The sequence below is a fragment of the Westiellopsis prolifica IICB1 genome, assembly GCF_004323185.1.
GTDB classification, from domain to species: Bacteria; Cyanobacteriota; Cyanobacteriia; order Cyanobacteriales; family Nostocaceae; genus Pelatocladus; species Pelatocladus prolificus_A.
The window spans coordinates 284,544-308,673 of record NZ_NAPS01000001.1 but is presented as its reverse complement, the minus strand read 5'-3'; the positions used below and the strand labels follow the sequence as shown (position 1 = coordinate 308,673).

The following is a 24,130-nucleotide window of genomic DNA, read 5'->3' as shown; positions in this document are numbered from 1 at the left end:
AAGGAGGACAGGGGGGACAACTAATCAGTGAACAGTGAACAGTGAACAGTGAACAGTTTAATTTGATAACTGATAACTGATAACTGATAACTGATAACTGATTCATCCCCGATCCCTGAAAATTTATTGATACAAGCTTAATTTTCATCTAAAGCGCCATTTTTGCGATCTTATGTCAGCTTGGAACAAAAATCATCTATCAAAAAATGCTGACACAATGCACAATTTTGCAATATTTTAAGTAATTTTACTCAATTTTTTATCTTATTTTGTCATCTTCCCTAAGGCATATTACTATAGGTTAAGTGACAAAGTTGGCTAATTATCCTTGATTTTAGATGACTGGATAGTACTTGACCTCAATACCAGCTAAATTAATCACTTGGTAAATCAGCAAGCGAATTTCCGTTGGGCTTGCAAAAGACACTCATGACTGATCTCCCCCTTTAATTTCTTACCGCCCTACTTTAGTCATCTTAACAAGAGCAAGTTACACAAAGGCAAGCCGTAAATCAGCAATAGTGGGAAAACGTCTCATGATAACTTTAGTGCCTAATAATGAAGTGAAGAGGCTTGAAGCTCTTCATGAGTATCAAATTTTAGACACTCTACCAGAACAAGTGTTTGACGATTTAGCGTTTTTAGCGGCTCAAGTTTGTCAAACACCGATCGCTCTAATTAATTTGATTGATGCCAAGCGTCAGTGGTTCAAGGCTAAGGTGGGAATAGATGTAACGGAAATGCCCAGAGATATCGGCTTTGGTTCCATTTGTATGAACTTAGGCGATGTTTTGATTATTCCTGACACCTTGGCTGATGAACGTTTTGCGAATAATCCTGTAGTCACGTCTTACCCGTATATAAGATTTTATAGTGGTGTACCTTTGATAACACCAGAAGGAATGCCAATAGGCGCACTGTGTATAGCAGATCACGTTCCAAAAGAAATTAACTTAAACCAAATAGAAGCATTACAAGCTATTGGTCGCTTGGTCATTAGACAATTAGAATTACGGCGAAATCTCTCCGAATTAAGCAGTATAAAAACTGAATACAAAGACTCGCAAATAGCACTACAACAAAGTGAATGTACCATCCGTAGTTTCTTTGACAGTGCGCCCATGATGATGGGAATTGTGGAACTTCAAGGTAATGACATTGTACATATTTCTGATAACGCCACTAGTGCCAAATTTTTTGGAAGAACTCCAGAGGCGATGCAAAAGCGTTTTGCTACTGAGTTAGGTGTTCCGCAAGAATATGTGAATGAGTGGATTAATTATTACCGTGAAGCTGAATATACTAAATTACCTGTCAGCTTTGAATATGTTCACGACCACCCTCAAGGTAAAAAATGGCTGAGAAGTACAGTTTCATCAATTGGCGCATGTTGTGGTTGTACTTCACAATTTGCTTACGTAGTAGAAGACATTACTGAGCGGAAACTAGCCGAAGAACATCTCCGTTGCCAAGAAGCCTTATTACGTTCTATGACAAGCGTTTCACCACTAGCATTTTATGTTGTAGATAATCGTACAGACAATATTTTATATTTTAACGATCGCTTTTGTGAAATTTGGGGTATTCAACACCTCAAAACATTCATGGAACGTGGTCAATTAAAAAATCAAGATATCATTCCCGATTGCTTACAATTAATATTAGACATTCCTGCTTTTGCCGAGTCGTGTAAACCTTTGCAAAGCGAAGACAACCAATGTGTTGTTGAAGACGAAATTTTGTTTACAGATGGGCGGATCGTGCGACGGTTCTCAACTCAAGTTCGTGATGCCAATGATCGATATTTTGGACGTTTATATATTTTTGAGGATATCACTGCTCGCAAACAAGCAGAACAACAACTGCGCGAACAAGCTGCATTACTGGATATCGCCACTGATGCCATAATGCTCAAAGATTTATCTCATCAGATTTTACTGTGGAATAGAAGTGCAGAAAATCTTTACGGCTGGCGATCGCAAGAGGCTATAGGTAAGTATGCTGATGAACTTTTATTTAACGAACCATTATTACTACGAGAAATTCATAACACAGTTCTAGAATCTGGTTTTTGGCAGGGTGAATTACAAAAAATTAGTAAATCTGGTAAACAAATCATTGTTGAAAGTCGTTGGACGCTGGTAAAAGATGAGCATAATCAACCAAAATCGATCCTTGTTGTTGACACAGATATTACTCAAAAGAAACAATTAGAAAAACAATTTTTACGCGCTCAACGCATGGAGAGTATTGGTACTCTTGCTAGTGGTATAGCTCACGATTTAAATAATGTCCTATCGCCAATTTTGATGTCGGTACAATTGCTGCAAATGAAATGTGAAGACCGACGCGATCGCCAAATCTTATCAATAGTAGAAAATAATGCCAAACGTGGTGCAAGTCTAGTCAAACAAGTACTGTCATTTGCCAGAGGAATAGAAGGCGATCGCACTGTTTTACAAGTCAAACACCTGATTTTGGAAATGAAACAAATTGTTGAACAAACATTTCCGAAATCAATTACTGTCAACACCGAAATTCAACCAGATTTGTGGAATGTTTGTGGAGATAGTACCCAACTGCATCAAGTACTAATGAACTTGTGTCTTAATGCTCGTGATGCAATGTCCACAAGTGGAACTTTAACCATTTCTGCTGATAATATTGTTATTGATGAAAATTATGCCAGAATGCATCTTGATGCACAAATAGGTTCCTATATCGTGATCAAAGTTACTGATACAGGAGTCGGTATTTCTAATGAACTATTAGACAGAATTTTTGAGCCATTTTTTACAACTAAAGAATTTGGGAAAGGTACAGGACTAGGTCTATCCACAGTCATGGGTATTGTCAAAGGTCATGGTGGTTTTATCAGTGTTTCTAGTACTATTGGTAAAGGTACAAAATTTAAAGTGTATTTACCAGCAATTCAAACACACATAGAACTACCGTCAGATGATTTGCAAATGCCAAGAGGCGAGGGACAATGGATCTTGGTTGTAGATGACGAAGTGGCTGTCAGAGAAATTACAGCAACTTCTTTAGAAAATCACAACTACAAAGTTATCACTGCAAGTGATGGTATTGAAGCTGTGGCACTTTATGCCCAATACAAAGACAAAATCAGTGCAGCAATTATAGATATGATGATGCCAAATATGGATGGCACAACCACTATTAACACATTGCTGAAAATGAATCCGCTTTTACGTATTATTGCTGTCAGTGGATTAGCTACAGGTGAACAAGTTTTACTCAATCACAAGACAACGCATACAGTTTTCTTGCCCAAACCTTATACTGCACAGGAATTATTAAAAACATTACATATGGTCATTTGTCAATAGTCATTTGTCAGTGGTTATTGGTCATTTGTAAGAGTTGCAGCGATTTGATGTTTCTTAAGATAGTTATGTTTATTCCACCTAGCTTGAAAATGGGGTGTAGGGTGTAGAAGTGTAACATCAAGGAATAATTGGTCAGGGCTACTTACTTAATAGTTAATATTTATATAGATAATATTGACAAAATTTAAATATCAACTCACAAATTAACCAATCTCTAACTATAAACTAATGACCAATGACCAATGACAAATGACTATTGACAAATGACTATTGACAAATGACAAATATAATTTTGGTTGTCGATGATGACGATTTGATACGCAGGCAATTACATCAATTGCTAGCAACAGCAGACTATGAGGTGATAGAAGCGAGTAGTGGTGAGGAAGCCTTAGCTGTTTATACTCAACAGCAACCAAAATTAGTGCTGCTAGATGCTTTGATGTCAGGTATGGATGGGTTTAGCTGCTGCGCCCAATTAAAAGCACTTCCTGGTGGCGATCGCACACCCATATTAATGGTTACAGGTCTTGCTGACCAAGAATCTATCGAAAAGGCTTTTGCGGTAGGTGCAGCAGATTTGATTACCAAACCCATTAAATGGCCAATTTTGCATCAACGAGTACAGCGTCTTTTAGAAGCTAGTAGTGCAATGCAAACACTACAGCAACAAACTAAACAGCAGATTCTAGTAGCAGAACTCAGTCAACAAGCACTAGCTGGTGTAGATTTAATCTTGCTGATGCAGCAAGCCGTTACCTTTGTTGCCGAATGTCTAGAGGTAGAGTATTGTAAAGTCTTGGAACTGCTACCAGATGGAAATAACTTGCTGCTACGGGCGGGAGTAGGTTGGCAACCAGGTCTGGTAGAACAGGCAATTGTTAGTGCAGGTATAAATTCTCAAGCGGGTTACACTCTAGTTTCTAACGACCCAGTTATTGTAGAAGACCTCCGCACAGAAACCCGTTTCACAGGACCACAACTGCTAATAGACCATCAAGTAATTAGCGGTTTTTCGGTGATTATTCATGGTAAAGATCGTCCTTTTGGTGTTTTGGGCGCACACACAACTAAACATCGCATTTTCAGCAATGATGACATTTACTTTTTGCAAGCAACTGCTAACGTTTTAGCTACGGCGATCGAACGCCAAAGGGTTGAAGACGCACTGAAAGAAAGTGAACAACGTTGGCATTTAGCTTTACGGGGTAATAATGATGGTATTTGGGATTGGAATGTCAAAACCAACGAGGTTTTCTATTCCACACGCTGGAAAGAAATGCTTGGTTACGAAGAACAGGAAATTTCCAACCATTTGGATGAATGGTCAAATCGAGTACACCCTAATGATATAGGCTGGGTGAGACAACTTGTCCAAGATCACTTTGAGCAAAAAACTCCTTTTTACATCAGTGAATATCGTATTCTTTGTAAAGACGGCACTTACAAATGGATTTTGGATCGCGGTCAAGCGCTGTGGAATGATCAAGGTGACGTTGTACGGATGGCAGGTTCCCATAGCGATATTACCGAACGTAAGCTAGCAGAAGAAAATTTGCGTCAGAGTGAGGAACGCTTTCAATTCCTAGCTCGTGCGACCACAGATGTAGTTTGGGACTGGGATATACTCAAAGACTACGTCTGGTGGAATAACAATGTCCAAACACTGTTTGGTTATTTACCAGAGCAAATCGGCAATAACGCTAATTGGTGGTATGAATGCATACACCCAGATGATAGACAGAGAATCTTTACTGATATTCATGCTGTCATAGAAAGTCAACAACAAGTTTGGGCTAATGAATACCGCTTTTGCCGTAGTGATGGTTCTTATGCATACATCTTTGACCGCAGTTACATTGTCCGCGATCGCACGGGTAATCCTGTACGCATGATCGGAGCCATGATGGATATTAGCGGTCGCAAACGCGTACAAGAAGAATTACAGCGTCAAAACATGCGATCGCGTTTGTTTGCTGATATCACTCTCAGAATTCGCCAGTCATTACAAATCGATGAAATTCTTCAAACTAGTGTTACAGAGGTACAAAAACTCCTAAACGCCGACCGAGTTGTCATTTTTAAGTTGCTGTCTGAAGGTAATGGAAGTGTAGTTAAAGAAGCAGTCGTTCCTGGTTTCCCTGTAATTATCGGAGAAAACATCATTGACCCTTGCTTTCACGAAGCATACATTGATAAATACAAAACTGGGCGAGTTGGGATCATTACCAATGTCGAAGAAGGTAATCTTGAGCCTTGCTACCTAGAAATGTTGCAAAGATATGCAATCAAAGCTAACCTTGTTGTCCCCATTCTCCAACATAATAAACTATGGGGGCTATTGATTGCTCATCAGTGCGCCCATCCCCGTGATTGGAATGAATGGGAAACAGAACTATTGCGACAACTAGCAGACCAAATGGGTATTGCTCTTGGTCAAGCTAAACTCTTAGAACAAGAAAGGCGTCAACGGGAAGAACTTAGCCGTTCTAACAACGAGCTACAAGAATTCGCCTTTGTGGCTTCTCATGATTTACAAGAACCACTACGAAAAATCAAAACCTTTGGCGATCGCCTCAAAGCTAGCTGTGGTGATGTCCTCTCGGAACAAGGACATGACTATCTTGAGCGGATACAAAATGCAGCTCGCCGGATGCAGATTTTAATAGAAGATCTATTAAGCCTTTCACGAGTCACCACTAGGGCGCAGCCTTTTGTCTCAGTGGATCTTTTGCTGTTAACACAAGAAGTCTTGTCTGATTTAGAAATTAGTGTTCAGCAAACCGGAGCAAAGATAGAAATAGGTAAATTATCCACTATCAACGCCGACCCGTTGCAAATACGACAATTGTTACAAAATTTAATTGTTAACGCTCTGAAGTTTCACCGCCCAGAAATAACGCCAATTGTAAAAATTTATAGCCAAGTCTTATCAGAACCATCAGAACATAGTAATACCGAAAAATGCGAAATTATTGTCGAAGATAACGGTATAGGGTTTAATGAGAAATACTTAGACCGTATTTTCAATGTCTTTCAGCGCCTACATGGTCGTAGTGAGTATGATGGCACTGGTATAGGGTTAGCAATCTGCCGAAAAATAGTCGAGCGTCATCACGGAAGCATTACCGCTAAAAGTGAGCCAGGGCAAGGAGCAAAATTTATTGTCACTTTGCCAATTCATCCCCATTCCTAATTTTTCTGTTCCTCATCGGTTTATTATATCTCCATATAAAAGTTTTTTATTAAACGTGCTTAAATCCCCATCTCTTTTTGGGTGGGGCGATTGACATTCAATTTCTAGCAATTGATTTGTTTCAATTTAATAATGAATTAATCCTAATCAACATCACAAAGGAGAAAATGCAGAGTGAAGGGTCGGCAAACAACCGTCACGATCTTAATGGCTGATGATGATGAGGACGACTACATGTTAGTTCGTGAAGCATTGGCAGAAAGCCGCTTGGCTATTGATCTACGCATCGTTCGCGATGGAGAGGAGTTAATGGATTATCTGTATCGACAAGGTCGGTATGCTGATCCTAATATTTCACCTCATCCCGGTCTGATTCTGTTAGATTTAAATATGCCTAAAAAAGATGGTCGTGAGGCACTTAGAGAAATTAAAAATGATCCAGAGCTAAGGTCAATTCCCGTTGTAGTACTAACTACCTCAAAAGCTGAGGAAGATATTTATCGTACCTATAATTTGGGAGCGAATTCATTTATTATTAAACCCGTGACATTCGCAGCCTTAGTGGAGGTAATGAAGGCTATAGGAAAATATTGGTTTGAAATTGTAGAACTACCGCTATGAGCGTGGGAGGGAGCAATGAAAAACAACCTGATCAAAGTTCTGCTGATTGATGATGATGAAGATGACTATATATTAACTCGTGATTGGTTTAGAGAATTTCAAGTAGCTTCTTGTGCTTTGGAATGGGTAAATAGCTATCAAGCTGGCAAGGATGGGATGCTCACGGGGCAATATGATGTTTATCTTGTAGATTATCGTTTAGGCGAAGGTAACGGATTAGAACTATTACGTGAAGCTATTAATAATGGCTGTGCAGCCCCAATTATTTTTCTCACAGGTCAAGGAGACAGAGAAATAGATATTGAGGCCATGAAAGCTGGAGCCGCAGATTATCTAGAAAAAAGCCAATTAGCAGCCCCTTTACTTGAGCGTTCTATTCGCTATGCTTTAGAACGTAAACAAAATGAGAAAAAAATCCGGGAACAAGCCGCCCTGTTAGATGTGGCTACTGATGCTATTTTTGTACAGGATTTAGATCACAAAATATTATTTTGGAATAAAGCCGCCGAACTTCTTTATCAATGGAAAAAAGAAGAGGCTATTGGGAAAAAAGCCTTGGAACTTTGGCAAGAAAAAGACTTATCAAAATTACAAACAGCCTTCCCCATTTTGATGAAAAATTTTGCCTGGGAAGGAGAATTACAGCAAATCACAAAGACAGGTCAAGAAATAACAGTTGAAAGCCGTTGGACACTCGTCAAAGATTTTGACCATAGAACTCAATGTTTTTTAGTTGTAAATACTGATATTACCCAAAAAAAACTATTAGAATCTCAATTTTTACGCGCCCAAAGATTAGAAAGTATAGGTACTCTGGCTAGCGGTATTGCCCATGACCTTAATAATGTCCTAGCACCAATATTAATGACAGCACAACTATTAGAATCACAACTGAATGATGAGCGCAGTAAAAGACTTTTACCCATTTTAATTACTAATGCCAAACGAGGAGCAAATTTAGTCAAGCAAGTATTATCTTTTACTCGTGGGATGGAAGGCGATCGCACCTTGCTGCAATTCAAGCACATAGTCAGAGAAATTCAGCAAGTGATGAAAGAAACATTCCCGAAATCTATAGAAGTTTCTACCTCCATCCCAGCAAACCTCTGGACTATATATGGTGATCCTACGCAACTCCATCAAGTACTGATGAATTTGTGTGTCAATGCCCGTGATGCTATGCCTATGGGTGGTAGTTTAGGTATCTCTGGCGAAAATTTTTTAGTAGACGAAAATTATGCCAGAATGCATTTTGACGCGCGAATTGGTGCTTATGTAGCTATTACCGTTTGTGATACGGGAGTCGGTATTACTCCTGAAATATTGGATCGAATATTTGAACCATTTTATACAACAAAAGAATTTGGTAAAGGAACTGGTCTTGGTCTTTCTACAGTGCTGGGAATTGTCAAAAGTCATGGCGGTTTTATCAATGTCTACAGTGAAATTGGCAAGGGTAGTCAATTTAAAGTGTTTTTACCAGCACAACAGATACCCGAAACTACAGAAGAACCAGAAAAAGAGTTACCCAGTGGTAATGGTGAATTAATTTTGGTCGTTGACGATGAAGATTCAATTCGCGACATCACCAAAACATCCTTGGAGACTCATAATTATAAAGCAATCACAGCCTGCGATGGCATTGAAGCGATCGCTCTTTATGCAGAATATCGCGACAAAATATCTGTAGTATTAACAGATATGCTCATGCCCTCTATGGATGGACTGACAACCATTCGCACCTTGAAAAAAATAAATCCCCAAGTCAAAATTATCGCCGTCAGTGGACTAGCATCCACCGAAAAGGTGAACGCCGCCACAGACATAGGTGTCAAAGCATTTTTATCCAAACCCTACACCGCCAAGCAATTATTGCAAACCATTGGCGTAGTCAAAAGTGGAAAATAGTTGGGGGAAGGGGATCGGGGATTCTCCAGAGGAGACGCTACTTTGTAGACGCGTCAGCGGCTTCTCATAGAGTACGGGGATCGGGGATTGGGGATCGGGGAAAAGGGAGTGTGGGGAGTGAATAACTAATGACTAATGACTAATGACTAATGACTAATAACTCTGAAATTTTAGCTGTAAATGACGCATTTTATCGTGCGTTTGAAAAAAAAGATATTGAGGCTATGAGTGCAGTTTGGTCTCAAGGGACGGGTAGTCTTTGTGTTCATCCGGGTTGGAATATACTCCGGGGTTGGAAAGCAATTTCTACCTCTTGGGAGAAGATTTTTAAAAATACGCTTTATATTGAAATAAATACCGAAATAATGACTGTTGAAATCCGCGATCATCTTGCTTATATTGTGTTAGTAGAAAATGTCATGCAAGTGATTAACGGTAGGAAAATTGAAGCGCGATCGCTTGCTACGAATATATTTGAATTTCTTGGTGGAAAATGGTACTTAATACACCATCACGCCAGCCCAATTATGCGATGAGGTGCGTTAACTTAGTGGTATCACTATCACTATCACAAAGTAATGAAAAGAATCTGGGTATTGATGTGCCTGGGAACATTGGTATTTATTCTGTTCTGGGGTGGTTTGTTTTCTCATCCTGCTGCATCGCAACAAATAGAATCTCGTCTGAATAATCTAGAAGCAGATTTTAATCGCTTGGAGTCACAAGTAAATCAACTTCAATCTCAGCTATTAAACCGTCCTTCTTCATCACGAAGAACAACCATCACTCTATCACCACCTTCTCGGCGTAATCTCTCCCAACAAAAAGATCCTATGTTTGATAGACTGGCTACATTAGTAGTTGAAGTCAAACGGCAAGTCCAAAAGTTGGAACAGCGAGTTACTCAATTAGAGTCCCGTTAAAAATAGAATAATCAATTTATACGACTCAAATTCATTCAAACAGTCTGCTTAAGCAGACTTTAGTTATGAAACTCCAATTTGAGCCGACGCGTTTATTTAAAATTTTTGAAAACATAAAAATGACTACAGGAATTTGGATATATTGTAAAAGCTGTGTTTACAATCCCAAAGAACGCACTGGGAAAAATGCTTGTCCGTTCAATTTCTTTTATTGGAATTTTCTTGAGAAGCACCGAGAGAAGTTACAAAATCAGGGGCGGATGAGTTTTATATTGAAGAATTTGGATAAGATGTCTGAGGAAGAATTATCAGATATTCGGCAACAAGTGCAAGATTGGCATAAAACTTAAACCCGAAAAATTGGAAATGATGTACCCTAAAGTCTGGCCTGCACAAAAGGCGAAATATAGTTAGTGAATAAATAAATTAGAAGTTGTTTTTCCCTACTAACCACCAACTACTAACCAATTTAAAATCTTTGTCCAGTAAAAATTGATCGCACTTCGCCATTGCGACGAATGATTGCTTCTTTGTTCGCAACATCTACTAGTGTCCAACCACTAGAACCAATGCTTTCACCGATATCAATGCGCTGAGTCACACCATTAACTTGAAATAAAGCAGCAGATTTGGATTTATTCTCTGACTCTAGCAATCCCTCAAGGATATGGGTAGGAGGAGGAGCAGATGCAACAGCTGTCAGTTCTGTTTTTACTGGTACTGGTGTTGGCTGTTGATTGGTGGTTGGTTTGGTTGCTTGTGTGACTGTAATTGGTGCAGTTTTTACGTCTATGGGTTTCAGGGTTGGTTGCACTACTGCTAAGACGTTCGCAGGTTTAGTTGGTTTTATATCAGTTTTCGGAGAAGGTTTGACGACAGATGTAGGTTTTTTAGGTGTATTTGTTGTCTTTTGATGAATAGCAGATGGAATTGGTGGCAAAGTTGTGCTAGTACTACCAGAAACTTTTGGAGGTACGTAGCGCATTGGTAATGGCGCTTGATAAACAGGGATATAGATGCGTTCAACAACGTTTGGGGAACGACTCGAAGTTGGAGATGTGTTGTTAGCGGTCAAAACTGGTGGTAGGTTAGCAGCAGGAGATTGATCATTCCTGACATAAGCCAAGGCTGTGCGGTTTGTTGTGACTGCGGGTGTGAGTGCAACATTGACAGGCTTAATATCAGTTTTGGCTTCTTGTCTGTCTATGGCTGCAAGCGAACCCAACATATAATTCACAAAATCTGCTTCTATTTCTGCTTTTGTGGGTAATTTTGGTTGGGGTGCTTCTAAAGCTTGCTGAAAAGAGGTTAATTTGGTGTGGTTGAATAAACCAGAGTTTATTAACCAGACAATGGTGGCGATCGCTAATCCTAAGCTTGTTCCCACCTTCAGTATTTTACTTAATGAGTGTCGTGATTTTGGGCGTACTCTCTTGACAACTTTGCTGACAGGAGCAGTATTTACTACTACTGCATTGGGATTGTTTTTGTAGTGCGACACTGTTTGTAGGCTTCGCCATGGTTTATTTGGCAAGACCATTGGCGGTATCTTTACTGTTTGGAGATGCGTGTGTGTTTGCTGCACCGTGTCCGAAGGTAGATTGGGGCTACCATCCAAAATCGAGTCTATCTCGGCAAATAGATCATCCATAAACCCATCGGCGTAGGTTTCTATCGTCCAAGGTTCACTGGCGATTAATTCATCTGATGGTTCTGGAATAATAAGATTTGTGCTGGCTTGTTGAGACATAACGATTTTCAGTTTTAGCTTCGTCGGGGAACCAATTACTTCCTAGCCCTATGTGCTGATCTGGGAGCAAACACCAATTACCCGTCTTAGTGAGACGAGTTGATCAGGAATTGAGTATTAAATTCGACTTGTAGTCAGGATAGTGTATGATTGTGTTCAGTATATACTAGTGTTGTCAATCATACTAAACTATACCCTGATCTACCCTACTACTATACTCCCGCTTCATAAAGTTTTTTGAGAAGCTAAAGCTGAAAAGTCAGTATATGTCTTTGTTTTACGCAATTCTAAATAAATTAACAAAGCATTAATATCTGCTGGATTCACACCACCGATACGTGCGGCTTGACCAATTGTCAACGGTTTTACCTTGGTGAGCTTTTCCCGTGCTTCTTTAGAAAGGGTATCAATTGCTCCGTAATCTAAGTTAGCTGGTAAGTGACGATTGGCTTGACGAGCAATCTGCTCAATTTGATTTTGCTGCCTAGCCAGATAACCAGAGTACTTGATATCAATTTCTGCACCTTCGGTTTCAGCACGATTAAGATTGGGATTTGCCAGTCCGTAGGTGTTGAGGTCTAAATAATGAAAGCCTGGACGCCGTAATAAGTCAGCAAGGGTTATCGAACCTTTGATTGCTTGTCCAGTTGCTTGGGCGATCGCTTTGCCTATTTCATCATGTTCTTTTACCCGGATGCTGTGCAAACGTTCTTTTTCGGCGGTGATATTTGCTTGCTTGCGGGTAAATAATTCCCAACGGCGATCGTCAATTAGACCAATTTCTCTTCCCAATGGTGTCAGGCGTTGGTCAGCATTATCAGAACGTAAAATTAAACGATACTCTGACCGACTAGTTAACACCCGGTAAGGCTCCCGCAAGTCTTTTGTACACAAGTCATCAATCAATGTACCGATGTAACTTTCTTCACGCGGAAACACTATCATCGCTTCTTGACGCACAAATCGCGCCGCATTAATTCCCGCCACAATACCTTGGGCTGCGGCTTCCTCGTAGCCAGTTGTACCGTTAATTTGTCCTGCACAAAACAGTCCTGCTATTTTCTTGGTCATCAGTGTGGGAAAACACTGAGTTGCAGGCAAATAATCATACTCAACAGCATAAGCTGGACGTAACATGATACAGTTTTCTAAACCAGGCAGACTCCGCAACATTTGCAATTGCAAGTTTTCTGGTAATCCTGTCGAAAACCCTTGAATATAAAGTTCTGGTATATCTCTACCTTCAGGTTCAATAAATATTTGGTGGCTTTCCTTATCAGCAAAGCGCACAATCTTATCTTCAATACTAGGACAGTAACGCGGCCCTTTTGCTTCTACCCAACCGCCATACACTGGCGACAAGTGGAGATTTTCCCGAATTAGACGATGGGTTTCGGCTGTTGTCCGTGTCATATGACAAGGCATTTGTTCCCTTTCTATCCACACCTGGGGGTCAAAGCTAAACCAACGGACATCTGTATCTCCTGGTTGGGGTTCCAATTTGCCATAGTCTACAGACCGTTTATCAACTCGTGCAGGAGTACCCGTCTTCAACCGACCAGTCTCAAAGCCCAAACGTTGTAGAGTTTCCGTTAACTCAACAGCAGCAAATTCCCCAGCCCTTCCGGCTGACATCGACTTGTTACCAACCCAAATTTTGCCGCCCAAGAATGTACCAGTTGTGAGAATGACTGCTTTGCACTCGAACCCCACACCAAAATAAGTCTGAACACCAATAACTTCATCATTAGCACCCAGTACTAAATCTGTAACCATCCCCTCACGAACAGTTAAATTTTCTTGATTCTCAACAATTCCCTTCATCACCGCCGCGTATTCCCGCTTATCAGTTTGGGCGCGTAATGCCCACACCGCAGGCCCCCGCGAAGAATTGAGAATCCGCTTTTGCAAATAGGTACGGTCTGCTATCTTGCCTATTTCTCCGCCGAGTGCATCTACCTCATGGGTCAACTGAGATTTGGCAGGGCCACCCACTGCTGGGTTACAAGGTTGCCAAGCAATTTTATCTAAGTTGAGTGTCAACAGCATGGTACGGCAACCAAGGCGTGCAGTTGCAAGTGCTGCTTCACAACCAGAGTGACCAGCACCGACGACGATAACATCAAAAGCGTCTTGGAAATCTATAGAATTGTGCATGGTCATAATTAGAAAACACTAGGCTTTGAGATTCTGATCAATTTTAACTTCATAAAATCAAGTAGTCTGCTGAAGCAGACTTTTACTATAAGACTGCGATTTCAATCGCAGGCGGGTTTTTTGAATATTTGGGATGTTCGCAAGAAAACTCAATTGTAAAATCTTTTAAGCTTCATCATAGAGATTTCTTATTGTGTTTTACCAAACTAGAGTTTTGTCAATACTTATCTGCGGTAAATACTTATAAGAAAAATTTACAAAGTTTAATAAGATAGTAATATCCCTTCATAAGTATTTTTGCTCATAAACATGATAGGCGATCAATTTCCCTGGCTCACTACGATTATCCTATTTCCACTAGTGGCTTCCCTAGCGATTCCTTTCGTACCTGACAAAGACGGTAAACGTCTGCGATGGTATACCTTGGGTGTGGGTATCGTGGACTTTTTCTTGATGTGCTGTGGCTTTTGGCAAAATTATGATCCCACCACCGCATCCCTTCAACTTGTGGAGAAGTACACCTGGATACCCCAATTGGGTTTAAACTGGGCAGTTTCAGTGGATGGGTTGTCTGTTCCACTAGTGCTTTTAGCAGGATTTGTAACAACGCTCGCAATTTTTGCAGCCTGGCAGGTCGATCGCAAACCTCGCCTTTTCTATTTCCTGATGTTGGTGCTGTATTCTGCACAGATAGGCGTGTTTGTTGCCCAGGACATGCTGCTGTTGTTTATTATGTGGGAACTAGAACTGGTTCCCGTTTACCTGCTTGTTTCTATTTGGGGTGGACAAAAGCGTCGCTACGCAGCTACAAAGTTCTTGTTGTATACCGCAGCAGCTTCGATTTTTATTCTAGTTGCAGGGCTGGCAATGGCTCTCTACGGCGATAACATGACCTTTGATATGGTCGAATTGGGTATGAAGGATTACCCATTGGGACTTGAACTGTTACTTTATGCAGGATTATTGATTGCTTTTGGCGTCAAGCTAGCTGTTTTCCCCATGCATACCTGGCTACCTGATGCTCATGGTGAGGCTTCTGCACCTGTGTCGATGATTTTGGCAGGTGTACTCCTGAAAATGGGGGGATATGGTTTGATTCGCCTCAATTTAGAACTGTTATCTGATGCTCACGTTTATTTTGCGCCGATCCTAGCTTGTCTGGGTGTTGTCAATATTATCTATGGTGCGTTAAATTCCTTCGCCCAGCCCAATATGAAGCGTCGCCTTGCGTATTCATCGGTGTCTCACATGGGTTTTGTACTGCTGGGTATTGCATCCTTTACAGATTTGGGAATTAGTGGGGCAATGCTACAGATGATTTCCCACGGTTTGATTGCAGCAGCCTTATTCTTCCTTGCAGGCGTAACCTACGATCGCACTCACACATTAATTATGTCAGATATGGGTGGTATTGGTCGAGCGATGCCAAAAGTATTTGCGTTGTTTACAGCTGCTGCAATGGCTTCTTTAGCTCTTCCTGGGATGAGTGGTTTTGTTGGTGAACTTGCAGTTTTTGTTGGCGTAACCACTAGCGACATTTACAGTTCGACTTTCTGTACCGTCATGGTTTTCTTAGCAGCAGTCGGAATCATCCTCACACCAATATACCTCCTCTCAATGCTACGAGAAGTATTCTACGGTTCTGATGCCGCTCCTACCTGTGAAATTACGGATGCAAGCTTGCAAAACCAAGACAATGATGAAGCAGTTTGTTTTGGAACCAACTGCGTCCTACCTACTGAAGCAAAATTTAGCGATGCTAAACCACGGGAAATATTTATCGCTGTTTGCTTTTTGCTGCTAACCATCGGTATTGGTGTTTATCCAAAACTGGCTACTGAAATGTATGATGTAAAGACTGTCGCAGTCAATGCCCAGGTACGCCAATCTTACGTCCAAATCTCTCAAACCAATCCTCAAATATTTGCCAAGGACTTGTTATTTCCTAAATCCACACAATCTAATATAGCGTTGGTTTCAGGAATTGATAAATAATAACCTTGCGATCGCCTTAATAGTTAATATTTACCGAGAACAGGGAAAATATTCCAAAATATGGAAGGGGTTTGATTACCTCTTCCATTATTTTTTTGAACGGGAATAGGGAACGGGGATTGGGGATTAAAAACAATTCATCAAAATCAAGAAGTATATATCCTGCGAGAAAACAACTTAGGAAGCTCAAAGAGCTTCTTCTGTCAACAGCACAGGCTCTGTTAGTGAGTCATAGCCTAATTGTTGAGTAATCCGTTCTCTAGCTAAAGCGCGGTACTCCCAAAAATGTTCCCCCGCAGCACATAGCCCTAAATACATATTGAGAACTTGAGGTTTTGTCAACAGAATTGCCCATAGTTGTCGCCAAAACTGCCAGCGAATTTCAGGTCGCCGTAAGCCCTGATGCCAGATTAATTGAGCAACGAGCCGCAAGCCCTTACCTGGAGAAAATTGCATGGTTTGCTTTCGCTGCTCTAGCGAACCAATACTCAGACATTGCTGAAAACAGCGCTTGAGATAGTTACTCGGTTCATATAACATCCACAAACCTTCTACATACTCTCTAGCGATTTCATGAATGGAGCGGGTGGGGATGAAATTCATTAAGGTATTCTGGTCTCCCACTTCAGTGCCACCAATACCCTTACTTTCTAATAAACGCTGCTCTTTTTGCAGACGGCTCCATAAAGCAGTATTAGGCAAAGCTTGAAGGATGCCCAACATCGGTTGAGGAATACTGGTTTGTGCTACAAAAGCTTGGATTCGTTCTCCTGCTCCTGGACGTTCTCCATCAAAACCAAGGATAAACCCTGCATAGATGAGCATTCCTGCTTCATTAATCTTGCGACAGGCTTCCACGAGAGGATTACGAGTATTTTGCAGTTTTTGTGTTACTTGTAGGCTGTCTTGATCAGGAGTTTCTATGCCGAGAAAAACTGCATAAAAACCTGCTTCATTCATTAATTGCAACAGTTCTTTATCTTCGGCCAAATTCACAGAAGCTTCAGTGATGAAGCTGAAAGGATAGTCGTGCTGCTTCATCCAAGGAATTAACTCTCTTAGGAGGCGTTTGACATTACGCTGATTGCCAATAAAGTTGTCGTCAACTATGAACAGTGACCCTCGCCAGCCTAAATCATAAAGAGTTTGTAACTCAGCTATAGTTTGCTGAGGCTCTTTTGTACGTGGTTTGCGGCCGTAGAGTGTAATAATATCGCAAAACTCGCAGTTGAAGGGGCAACCGCGAGAAAACTGAATAGCCATCATCAAGTAAGCATCCCGTTGCAGCAAGTCAAAACGGGGCATCGGGCTTTGGGTAACATCAGGTTTTTCTAGGGAGCGAAAGATTCCTTGTTCCTTACCTTGGTTGAGGGCTTCCAGAAACTGAGGAACTGTCAACTCCCCCTCATCCAAAATTAAATAATGCGCTCCAGAGTTCAAGACATCTTGTGGGATTGATGTTGGGTAAGGGCCGCCGACTGCCACTTTTTTGCCTAAGCGCACCGCTTTTTTAATTAGGGCATGAAAATCTGGTTTCTGCACTAGCATTGCGGAAAGGATTACAAGGTCACACCACTCCCAATCAGCTTCTGTTTCCAGATTGACGTTGCGATCACAAAATTTAATTTGCCAGTCCTTGGGTAGCAGTGCTGCAACTGTAATAATTCCTAGTGGCGGCAAGACGGCTTTGAGTCCGGCGATTTCCATGAAGCGATCATAAGACCAAAAAGACTGCGGAAACTGAGGGTAGAGCAATAATGCTTTCATAAAATCCTTGTTGCAAAATTTCTGGTATCTCGAACACCCATCAATAGCCAACGCGCTCAGTTCGGGAATTCAAATGCTGCTCAAAAAAAATTAACGCCCATTAATATCTGCACTACAAGTTGGATATATAGCAATGATACAGACACAAAAATCATTAATTTTTTATAGTTGGGCTGTTATAATTGCAACACATCTCTCTGAAGATTTGTCATATCTTCATTAACCGCATTAGCAAACACATTTAAATATTAAAACTAAGAAAACTTTAATTCTCTCTATCTAAAGTAATAAGACTACAGCCTAAAATTTTATTTCTGATTTAATTAAAAGAACCCACATTCCGCACTTCAAAATGTCATACATAAATACTTCAATAAATTTTACAGAAACGCTTATTAGCATTAAGTATTAGTACTGTTTTTTTAGATTTTTGGCGATCGCTATTTAACTACATTATTAGCCCAAATCGTGCAATACAATTATATTACAAAACGAAGCGCGGAATGTGGGTGGTCATCAACGAATCGCACTTTGGATTTTCGTTATCATTCATACTTAGCTATAAATAGTTTACATAACTTTATATAACAGTTGTTGCAACTATCCCGTAATAATTGGCTTGCTATGTTATCTTAAATAAGCGAGAAGTTAATTCGGCGACCGCGTTTGTTTTTAGTATTGACGGGCTTTTTCCTTTTGGTATTTACAGACTTTTCTCCGAAACTTAAATCTCCACACCCTTATGATTTCGGAGACAATTTATGTCAGTTTATGTAGGCAATCTTTCCTATGATGTTACAGAGGATAGTTTGAATGCAGTTTTTGCAGAATATGGTTCTGTAAAGCGGGTTCAGCTACCTACTGACCGTGAAACAGGTCGTGTACGCGGTTTTGGCTTTGTGGAAATGGGTACAGATGCAGAAGAAACAGCTGCAATTGAAGCACTTGATGGTGCTGAGTGGATGGGACGTGACCTTAAAGTGAATAAGGCTAAACCTAAAGAAGATAGAGGTTCATTTGGTGGTCAGCGAAGCTACGGCGGACGTAACCGCTACTAAGCTTTATTGATTTAGCTGTAAACATAGCTGATTAATATAGCACATTAATTCTATTCACTACTGGCTTAAGCACAAATGCTTGAGCCTTTTTAATACAGAATCTGGACTGGGCAACGAAAATTTAAGCTTTCTGAACCAAAACCTAATCTCTGGAGTTCTCTATGTCAGACTCACTCACTCCCCTAGAACCTGCTGTTTTAATCACCATCATTGGTGAAACGGTGCTTAAAGACCGTATTGTTAAGCTCCTAAAAAGCCATAATGTAAGCGGCTACACCATTAGCCAAGTGCAGGGTGAAGGCGGTCACGGAAGACGCTTGGCAGACTTAGCAGGCTACAACACTAATATCGAAATTAAAACAATAGTATCATTAGAAGCATCTGATGCGATCCTTTGTGCGCTAAAACAGGAACAGGGGAAGCACGCCTTAATCGCTTTTCGACACAACATAGAAGCTTTCTATTGATTAATAATTTATTTTTTATAAGAAAGGCTAGCTGAAAACCCGCCCCGAACAGGCGCACAGCGCCGTATTTCGTACTTCAGGCTGCGTGTTGAAAGCTGCCGCAAGGCGTTTTACGCCTGAGTCAATTTGTAGTACAGTTAAGCTTAACAGGAACGGTAATCAACCTGTATAAAAACCTAGCTGCCTAACGGCAATCTGCACCTTGACAATTGAAGATATGGCGTTCTATTCCATAGTTCTAGTTCCTTCCCAGGAATAGGTAAAATCTTCATGGGGACTAGACGATTCTCTAACGAGACGCTAACGCGAACAGAATTTAAATCAAACAAATTTTGGAATATTCAACTACGGTCGGGCAGACCGAAAGTTAAAGCTTGGGGAGAGAACCACCTCTGGGGAACGATACCGCAAGGGATCTAATCTAAGTGGACTCGTTGTAGGCGAAGCCTTCTCGAAGAGTACCAAGAATCCCTTCGCCTTTAGGCAAGGGAGTGTCAAACTGTGCTGTTTTTAGCTAGCAGTTTTTAGTTATTCTTAAATATTCTGATAACTTTTCTTTAAACGCCTTACGTTTTTCAGGATTCTGTTTGTCCTCCAGGCTATACTTTGCCTAGAGGTAAACGTACTTTTTTCGCTCTAATATTCTCCCAGTTATTGACCTATAGTGTCATGTCTGTTCGGGTCTTTTTTCTCCTTTTTTTTATGAGGATCTTTTTTTGGTTTTTTGACTTCTCTATTGCCATTTTTTTTCTTCGACATTATTACTCTCCAATATTAGTAGTCAGTAAAGTAGCTACAATGCTCTACAGGAGTCCAGCTATTAAGTAGTCGAAGTAAGTACCAATTTCACTAGCGTCTTCTCCTGACATCATTGAGACGCTGATATTCTTCATCGCACGAATACTTTCAGCAACGGCTTCAATCGGAGTGCCAAGAGACTTGTACATTTCGCGAGCACCAATGACCCCAATTTCTTGAATTGGAGTGGAATCACCAACTACTATACTGTAAGTGATCAAACGTAAATAGTAATCTATGTCTCGTAGACAAGTTGCAGTCATTTCTTGTCCATAAGCATTACCACCAGGGGAAACAACATCTGGGCGTTTTTGAAACAGCTGGTTTCCAGATTGCTTAACAATGCGCTCTCGGTTTTCGTTTAAAACTTGAACAAGGCGCAGACGACGCTCACTACTTTTGACAAAGCTTTTAATTGGCTCTAGCTCACCAGGGCTGAGATAGCGAGCTTCGCTGTCCGCATTCAGAATCGACTTTATGATCAGACTCATTAACAGACTCCTTCAAAAAAATGAAATTATGTTTGTTCTATCGGAATTACAGGGGTTGCTTAACTAGTGGAATGAAATAAGTAAGTAAGCGGAAATAAACATAACTATGTTAAGAAATATAAAATCGCCCAAACGCTTACTAATGACATAGACGCGCAAGCGGCTACTTGCAGAAGTCGCTTACGCGCCTACCCGTAAGAGTAAAACACAATGACGATCCTAACGAGTACCAGACGTGCCATGGCACGTCTGGTACATTTGTGCCAACCTACTTAAATGTACTAATTAAACTTTAAGTTTCTGTAATTCTTTGAGACTAACGAGTATAAAAAAGAATTCATTGGTTAGTTATGCTACAGATTTTTTACATCATTCCTTCGATTTATTTTAGTTAGGCTGATTCTGAGCAAATCTGCCTAACTAAAATTTATTTCTCTATTTGCATATAATCTCAAGACTTCATTAGCAGCCATATTAGCTGCCTTACTAATGTGTAGCGTTATCGCAGTTATTTTATTGTTATTATAGCAGTTATATTTCCCTAAATATTTTATATTAATATTGTTTTGGTTGTATATATAATTGCATTGCATGAGACTAAAAAACAACACCCAGCCCAGCAGTTCTAAGTTACTCCCACCCCTGTTAAAGCAACTGCATCGATTTATTAACTATAAATTACTACTATATGACTCTTTGTTCAACATTTACCGAAAGATTTATCTTTGGAAAAATATAAAATATTTTTCTTGTTTATTGACTCTTAATTAATATTTATATTTGGTTTGTTGGATATTATGACTGTTAAAATATAGGTAAGATGATTGGAGAGAATAATTTATGAATGCAAGCAAATTTGATGATACATTAGCTGCCATAGAGTTAAATGCAGCTAGAAAATTAAACTGGGATTATAAGCAATTTAAAGATTGTTTCAGTTTTACTGTCAATCAAAAAGCTATTGAGATAGCAACCAATAAAATTCAATTACAACAATCTGACTTGCAAACTTTAAAGCAAGCTTTATTGGATTATGGTTTTCAATACAAAAAAACCGTAAATGATTTTATTTTAGTTTTTGAGCAAGACGTTGAATTAAGATAGGCATTCAGCCGAGATTCAGATAAAATGGGCGAAAGATTGCTTAACACTGCAAATAAGCCTTTAGAAAAATATTCTGTAGAGAGACTGAATTTCGTGTTAAGGTTGAAGATGATAATAAAATCAGACACAATTTTTTTTAGTATTAACAGGTTTTTGCTTTTTGTGATTGACAGACTTGTCTCCAAAATTTAAATCTCTGCACAATTTGATTTTGGAGACAATTTTATGTCACTTTACGTTACTGGATGCTTTAACACTAGCCAGTAGTAATCCAATTTGCGGATTATTAAATATAAAATTACTATTGAATGCGATCGCTCCTATTTGATGAAATAAATCATTTATTAACGTTGAAATATTATGTAATCGTCGGTTAAAGTGTGAATTTTATAGCATCTTTGTCACTAGCTTATGGTCTGTTATATATTCACAAGCCTTGGTATGATTACCACTAAAGAATATCGCTGCTGTCAAAGCTGCTGTAATAATTTTTGCATCACTCATTTATCGACGAATATCTTCTTTATGAGCGATCGCTTTTAATAAGTCATCAATAATAGCACATACAAAAATTTCAACCCCAAGGTAGAGGATTTTCAACGATTTTAATTAGTTATTATATAAATAGTAGAAGAATGACATAGCAGTCATTTTATTCATTTGAGTTGGAGAAATGATTTTTTTTAAAGTAGACGCGCAAGCGGCTTGCCACAGGCTACCACGAAGTACGCAAAGAACACAAAGGAAGGAAGATCTTTCTCGTTTGCCTAAGAAGTTAAATAAAGGCCTTTCTTTAATCTTGGGATTGGGAACTGCTGCGAGTGTAGGTTTATCTGCTCCTAAACCTGCGGAAGCGCTTCCATTTCAAGATTTAATTGTTCCAGGAATTCAATATTTTCAACTTTCTAATTTATCAACTAAGGACAAGGTTAAATTAGGCAGCAATATACATCAGCAGGTACGCAGTAATTACAGAGTTGGTACGAATGCAAATATTACCAGAATTGGTCAAAAATTAGTGCGTTCCAGTAACTGTTCTCAAACTCCTTTTAAATTTTATGTAGTTCAAGATCCAAGTATTAATGCTTTTGCTACCACAGGCGGCTATGTTTATGTCCATAGTGGCTTGATTAATGCTGCGGATAATGAAGACCAATTGGCGTCGGTGATAGCACACGAAATTGCTCACATTTGTAATGATGACTTGATTAACAAACTCAGGCAAACACAACTAGCTCAAGGTGCAGCTTCACTTGCTGGTTTAAATGGAAGTAAATTGACTGCTGCGGCTTATCAGCTGGCTGTAGACTTGCCTAATAGTCGTGAGGCTGAGTTTAATGCTGATGCTAAGGGATTACAGTATTTGCAACGGGCTGGTTATGATCCGAATGCTATGCCTGCTTTCTTAAAGAAATTGGTGAATCGTTCTTCTGCACCAGCGTTTTTAAGTACTCACCCAAACCCACGGGAACGCATTTCTGTTTTAGAAAGGAAAATAGCTGATAATCGTTAGGTTGTGAAGGGTTGCGATCGCTTGATAAAATCTCATGGTATGAAGGGTGCCGAGTTCATTTCATGTACATGAAGCATACGTCAGTACAACAGATGAAACCGCACCTTTTCTAATTCAATTTTAGTTCCAATAGTCATCAATAAAATCACCTGTATATATAGTAGTTGAGGTAAGAACTATCCCGCCTGTGATTCCAACTACACCACTTATTAAATTACTTAATTCAGAATTTGTTGAACTACCTACTAAATTATGTGTTGCTATAATTGTTGTCAATGCATCTAACATTATTCCTAAATAAATTAACATTTTTAAACCAATTGGTTTATAATCTAACATTTTATGCATTAATGACATGCCAGTTATAAATATTCCCATTCCTACAGCTAAAATATATGTAAATAAATTATTTGCTTGCAATATATTAACTAATCCTGTAGCTGATAATATTCCATCGACAACAACGAGGATAGCTAATATAAATGTTACAAAGTATAGTTGAAAACCGTACATTATGTTTTTCCTTTTAATTATGAAATATAAACAATGAACTACGGAGTTTGATTAGTGTTATTAGGACACAGAAATACACATTTTCTCTGAGTTTTGGATTGATCAAAATTTATAATTAAAATAAAGCCTAGTATTAATGAAATAAATGGTAATACAGTGAATAATAGTTTTATGATTTGAACTTTATCTTTTTGTCCTACTGGAGGTGGGTTGCCTGATTTATTATTTTTTGGTTTTGAAGATTTTTCTGGTTTCTCTTTAACTACTAAAAACTTACGTATAACTACCAAAAGCTTACGTAAAAAACGTTTACTCGACATTTAAGTTTTTCTTCCTCAAATTTAGTGGGAGTGAACAAAAAGTTACTACACAGTACTTTTTATAAATTCCAGAAAAATATTTGGTTATTCTCTGATTTTGATGATCTCCGCCACAAAGATTTCGACAGACTAAAGGAGTTCGTAGTGAGGACTTTAGTCCTCACTACGAACCTAAGTAAGTTGGCGCTAATATTTATAA

Annotated in this window: 17 protein-coding genes and 3 pseudogenes; 12 read left to right on the top strand and 8 right to left on the bottom strand. The window is 39.5% G+C overall.

Features of this window, described 5'->3' with window-relative positions; translation table 11 throughout:
• The first annotated feature begins 536 nt into the window (after window positions 1–536).
• The 7 genes and pseudogenes from B4U84_RS01350 to B4U84_RS01320 form a co-directional block, all read left to right on the top strand.
• The gene (locus B4U84_RS01350; protein WP_017312395.1) at window positions 537–3,350 is read left to right on the top strand and encodes a hybrid sensor histidine kinase/response regulator; all 2,814 of its coding nucleotides are present in this window, start codon (window positions 537–539) and stop codon (window positions 3,348–3,350) included.
• Window positions 3,351–3,627: 277 nt separating this feature from the next.
• Window positions 3,628–6,546, top strand: coding sequence for a PAS domain-containing protein (locus tag B4U84_RS01345; RefSeq protein WP_131115119.1), 2,919 nt, complete (start codon window positions 3,628–3,630; stop codon window positions 6,544–6,546).
• A gap of 174 nt (window positions 6,547–6,720) precedes the next feature.
• On the top strand, window positions 6,721–7,167 hold the full coding sequence (locus tag B4U84_RS01340; RefSeq protein ID WP_026082071.1) for a response regulator: 447 nt from the start codon (window positions 6,721–6,723) through the stop codon (window positions 7,165–7,167).
• Window positions 7,168–7,182: 15 nt separating this feature from the next.
• Complete coding sequence (locus B4U84_RS01335; RefSeq protein ID WP_131115117.1) at window positions 7,183–9,075, top strand: hybrid sensor histidine kinase/response regulator; 1,893 nt, start codon at window positions 7,183–7,185, stop codon at window positions 9,073–9,075.
• Between the two features lie 149 nt (window positions 9,076–9,224).
• A complete protein-coding gene (locus B4U84_RS01330; RefSeq protein WP_131115115.1) occupies window positions 9,225–9,611 on the top strand; it encodes a nuclear transport factor 2 family protein in 387 nt (128 codons plus the stop codon).
• Window positions 9,612–9,653: 42 nt separating this feature from the next.
• Window positions 9,654–9,998, top strand: coding sequence for a hypothetical protein (locus tag B4U84_RS01325; RefSeq protein ID WP_131115113.1), 345 nt, complete (start codon window positions 9,654–9,656; stop codon window positions 9,996–9,998).
• A 140-nt stretch (window positions 9,999–10,138) separates the two neighbouring features.
• Window positions 10,139–10,348: pseudogene (locus tag B4U84_RS01320) on the top strand (cryptochrome/photolyase family protein); the annotation flags it as partial.
• A 119-nt stretch (window positions 10,349–10,467) separates the two neighbouring features.
• Here the strand turns inward: B4U84_RS01320 and B4U84_RS01315 are convergent.
• Entirely contained in the window at window positions 10,468–11,748 is a 1,281-nt protein-coding gene (locus tag B4U84_RS01315) for a hypothetical protein (protein ID WP_131115110.1), read from the bottom strand.
• A gap of 225 nt (window positions 11,749–11,973) precedes the next feature.
• Window positions 11,974–13,911, bottom strand: coding sequence for a tRNA uridine-5-carboxymethylaminomethyl(34) synthesis enzyme MnmG (gene mnmG, locus B4U84_RS01310; protein ID WP_131115108.1), 1,938 nt, complete (start codon window positions 13,909–13,911; stop codon window positions 11,974–11,976).
• A gap of 303 nt (window positions 13,912–14,214) precedes the next feature.
• Here mnmG and B4U84_RS01305 point away from each other — a divergent pair, with 303 nt between their 5' ends.
• Complete coding sequence (locus B4U84_RS01305) at window positions 14,215–15,900, top strand: NAD(P)H-quinone oxidoreductase subunit 4 (RefSeq protein WP_131118649.1); 1,686 nt, start codon at window positions 14,215–14,217, stop codon at window positions 15,898–15,900.
• Window positions 15,901–16,086: 186 nt separating this feature from the next.
• Here the strand turns inward: B4U84_RS01305 and B4U84_RS01300 are convergent, their stop codons facing one another.
• Complete coding sequence (locus B4U84_RS01300) at window positions 16,087–17,667, bottom strand: B12-binding domain-containing radical SAM protein (RefSeq protein WP_044450299.1); 1,581 nt, start codon at window positions 17,665–17,667, stop codon at window positions 16,087–16,089.
• Between the two features lie 761 nt (window positions 17,668–18,428).
• On the opposite strand from B4U84_RS01300, the gene rbp reads away from it, so the two are divergent.
• The gene (gene rbp, locus B4U84_RS01295) at window positions 18,429–18,725 is read left to right on the top strand and encodes an RNA-binding regulator (protein ID WP_044450298.1); all 297 of its coding nucleotides are present in this window, start codon (window positions 18,429–18,431) and stop codon (window positions 18,723–18,725) included.
• 161 nt (window positions 18,726–18,886) lie between these two features.
• The gene (locus B4U84_RS01290; RefSeq protein ID WP_044450297.1) at window positions 18,887–19,192 is read left to right on the top strand and encodes a P-II family nitrogen regulator; all 306 of its coding nucleotides are present in this window, start codon (window positions 18,887–18,889) and stop codon (window positions 19,190–19,192) included.
• Window positions 19,193–19,715: 523 nt separating this feature from the next.
• On the opposite strand, the pseudogene B4U84_RS01285 reads toward B4U84_RS01290, so the two are convergent.
• Together B4U84_RS01285 and apcA are read right to left on the bottom strand one after the other, a co-directional pair.
• Window positions 19,716–19,838, bottom strand: a pseudogene (locus B4U84_RS01285) (IS630 family transposase); the annotation flags it as partial.
• Between the two features lie 157 nt (window positions 19,839–19,995).
• Window positions 19,996–20,481, bottom strand: coding sequence for an allophycocyanin subunit alpha (apcA, locus tag B4U84_RS01280; protein WP_044450295.1), 486 nt, complete (start codon window positions 20,479–20,481; stop codon window positions 19,996–19,998).
• Window positions 20,482–21,321: 840 nt separating this feature from the next.
• On the opposite strand from apcA, the gene B4U84_RS01275 reads away from it, so the two are divergent.
• Window positions 21,322–21,585 carry a hypothetical protein gene (locus B4U84_RS01275; RefSeq protein WP_044450294.1) on the top strand — a complete coding sequence of 88 codons (264 nt, stop codon included), beginning with the start codon at window positions 21,322–21,324 and terminating at the stop codon, window positions 21,583–21,585.
• A 312-nt stretch (window positions 21,586–21,897) separates the two neighbouring features.
• Here B4U84_RS01275 and B4U84_RS32055 read toward each other — a convergent pair.
• Window positions 21,898–22,158 (bottom strand): annotated as a pseudogene (locus B4U84_RS32055) (IS982 family transposase); the annotation flags it as partial.
• Window positions 22,159–22,258: 100 nt separating this feature from the next.
• On the opposite strand from B4U84_RS32055, the gene B4U84_RS01265 reads away from it, so the two are divergent.
• Window positions 22,259–23,098, top strand: a complete 840-nt coding sequence (locus B4U84_RS01265; RefSeq protein WP_207390887.1) for a M48 family metallopeptidase — start codon at window positions 22,259–22,261, stop codon at window positions 23,096–23,098.
• Window positions 23,099–23,218: 120 nt separating this feature from the next.
• Here the strand turns inward: B4U84_RS01265 and B4U84_RS01260 are convergent, their stop codons facing one another.
• Complete coding sequence (locus B4U84_RS01260; protein WP_044450293.1) at window positions 23,219–23,611, bottom strand: hypothetical protein; 393 nt, start codon at window positions 23,609–23,611, stop codon at window positions 23,219–23,221.
• Window positions 23,612–23,649: 38 nt separating this feature from the next.
• On the bottom strand, window positions 23,650–23,931 hold the full coding sequence (locus B4U84_RS01255) for a hypothetical protein (RefSeq protein WP_044450292.1): 282 nt from the start codon (window positions 23,929–23,931) through the stop codon (window positions 23,650–23,652).
• Window positions 23,932–24,130 lie beyond the last annotated feature (199 nt).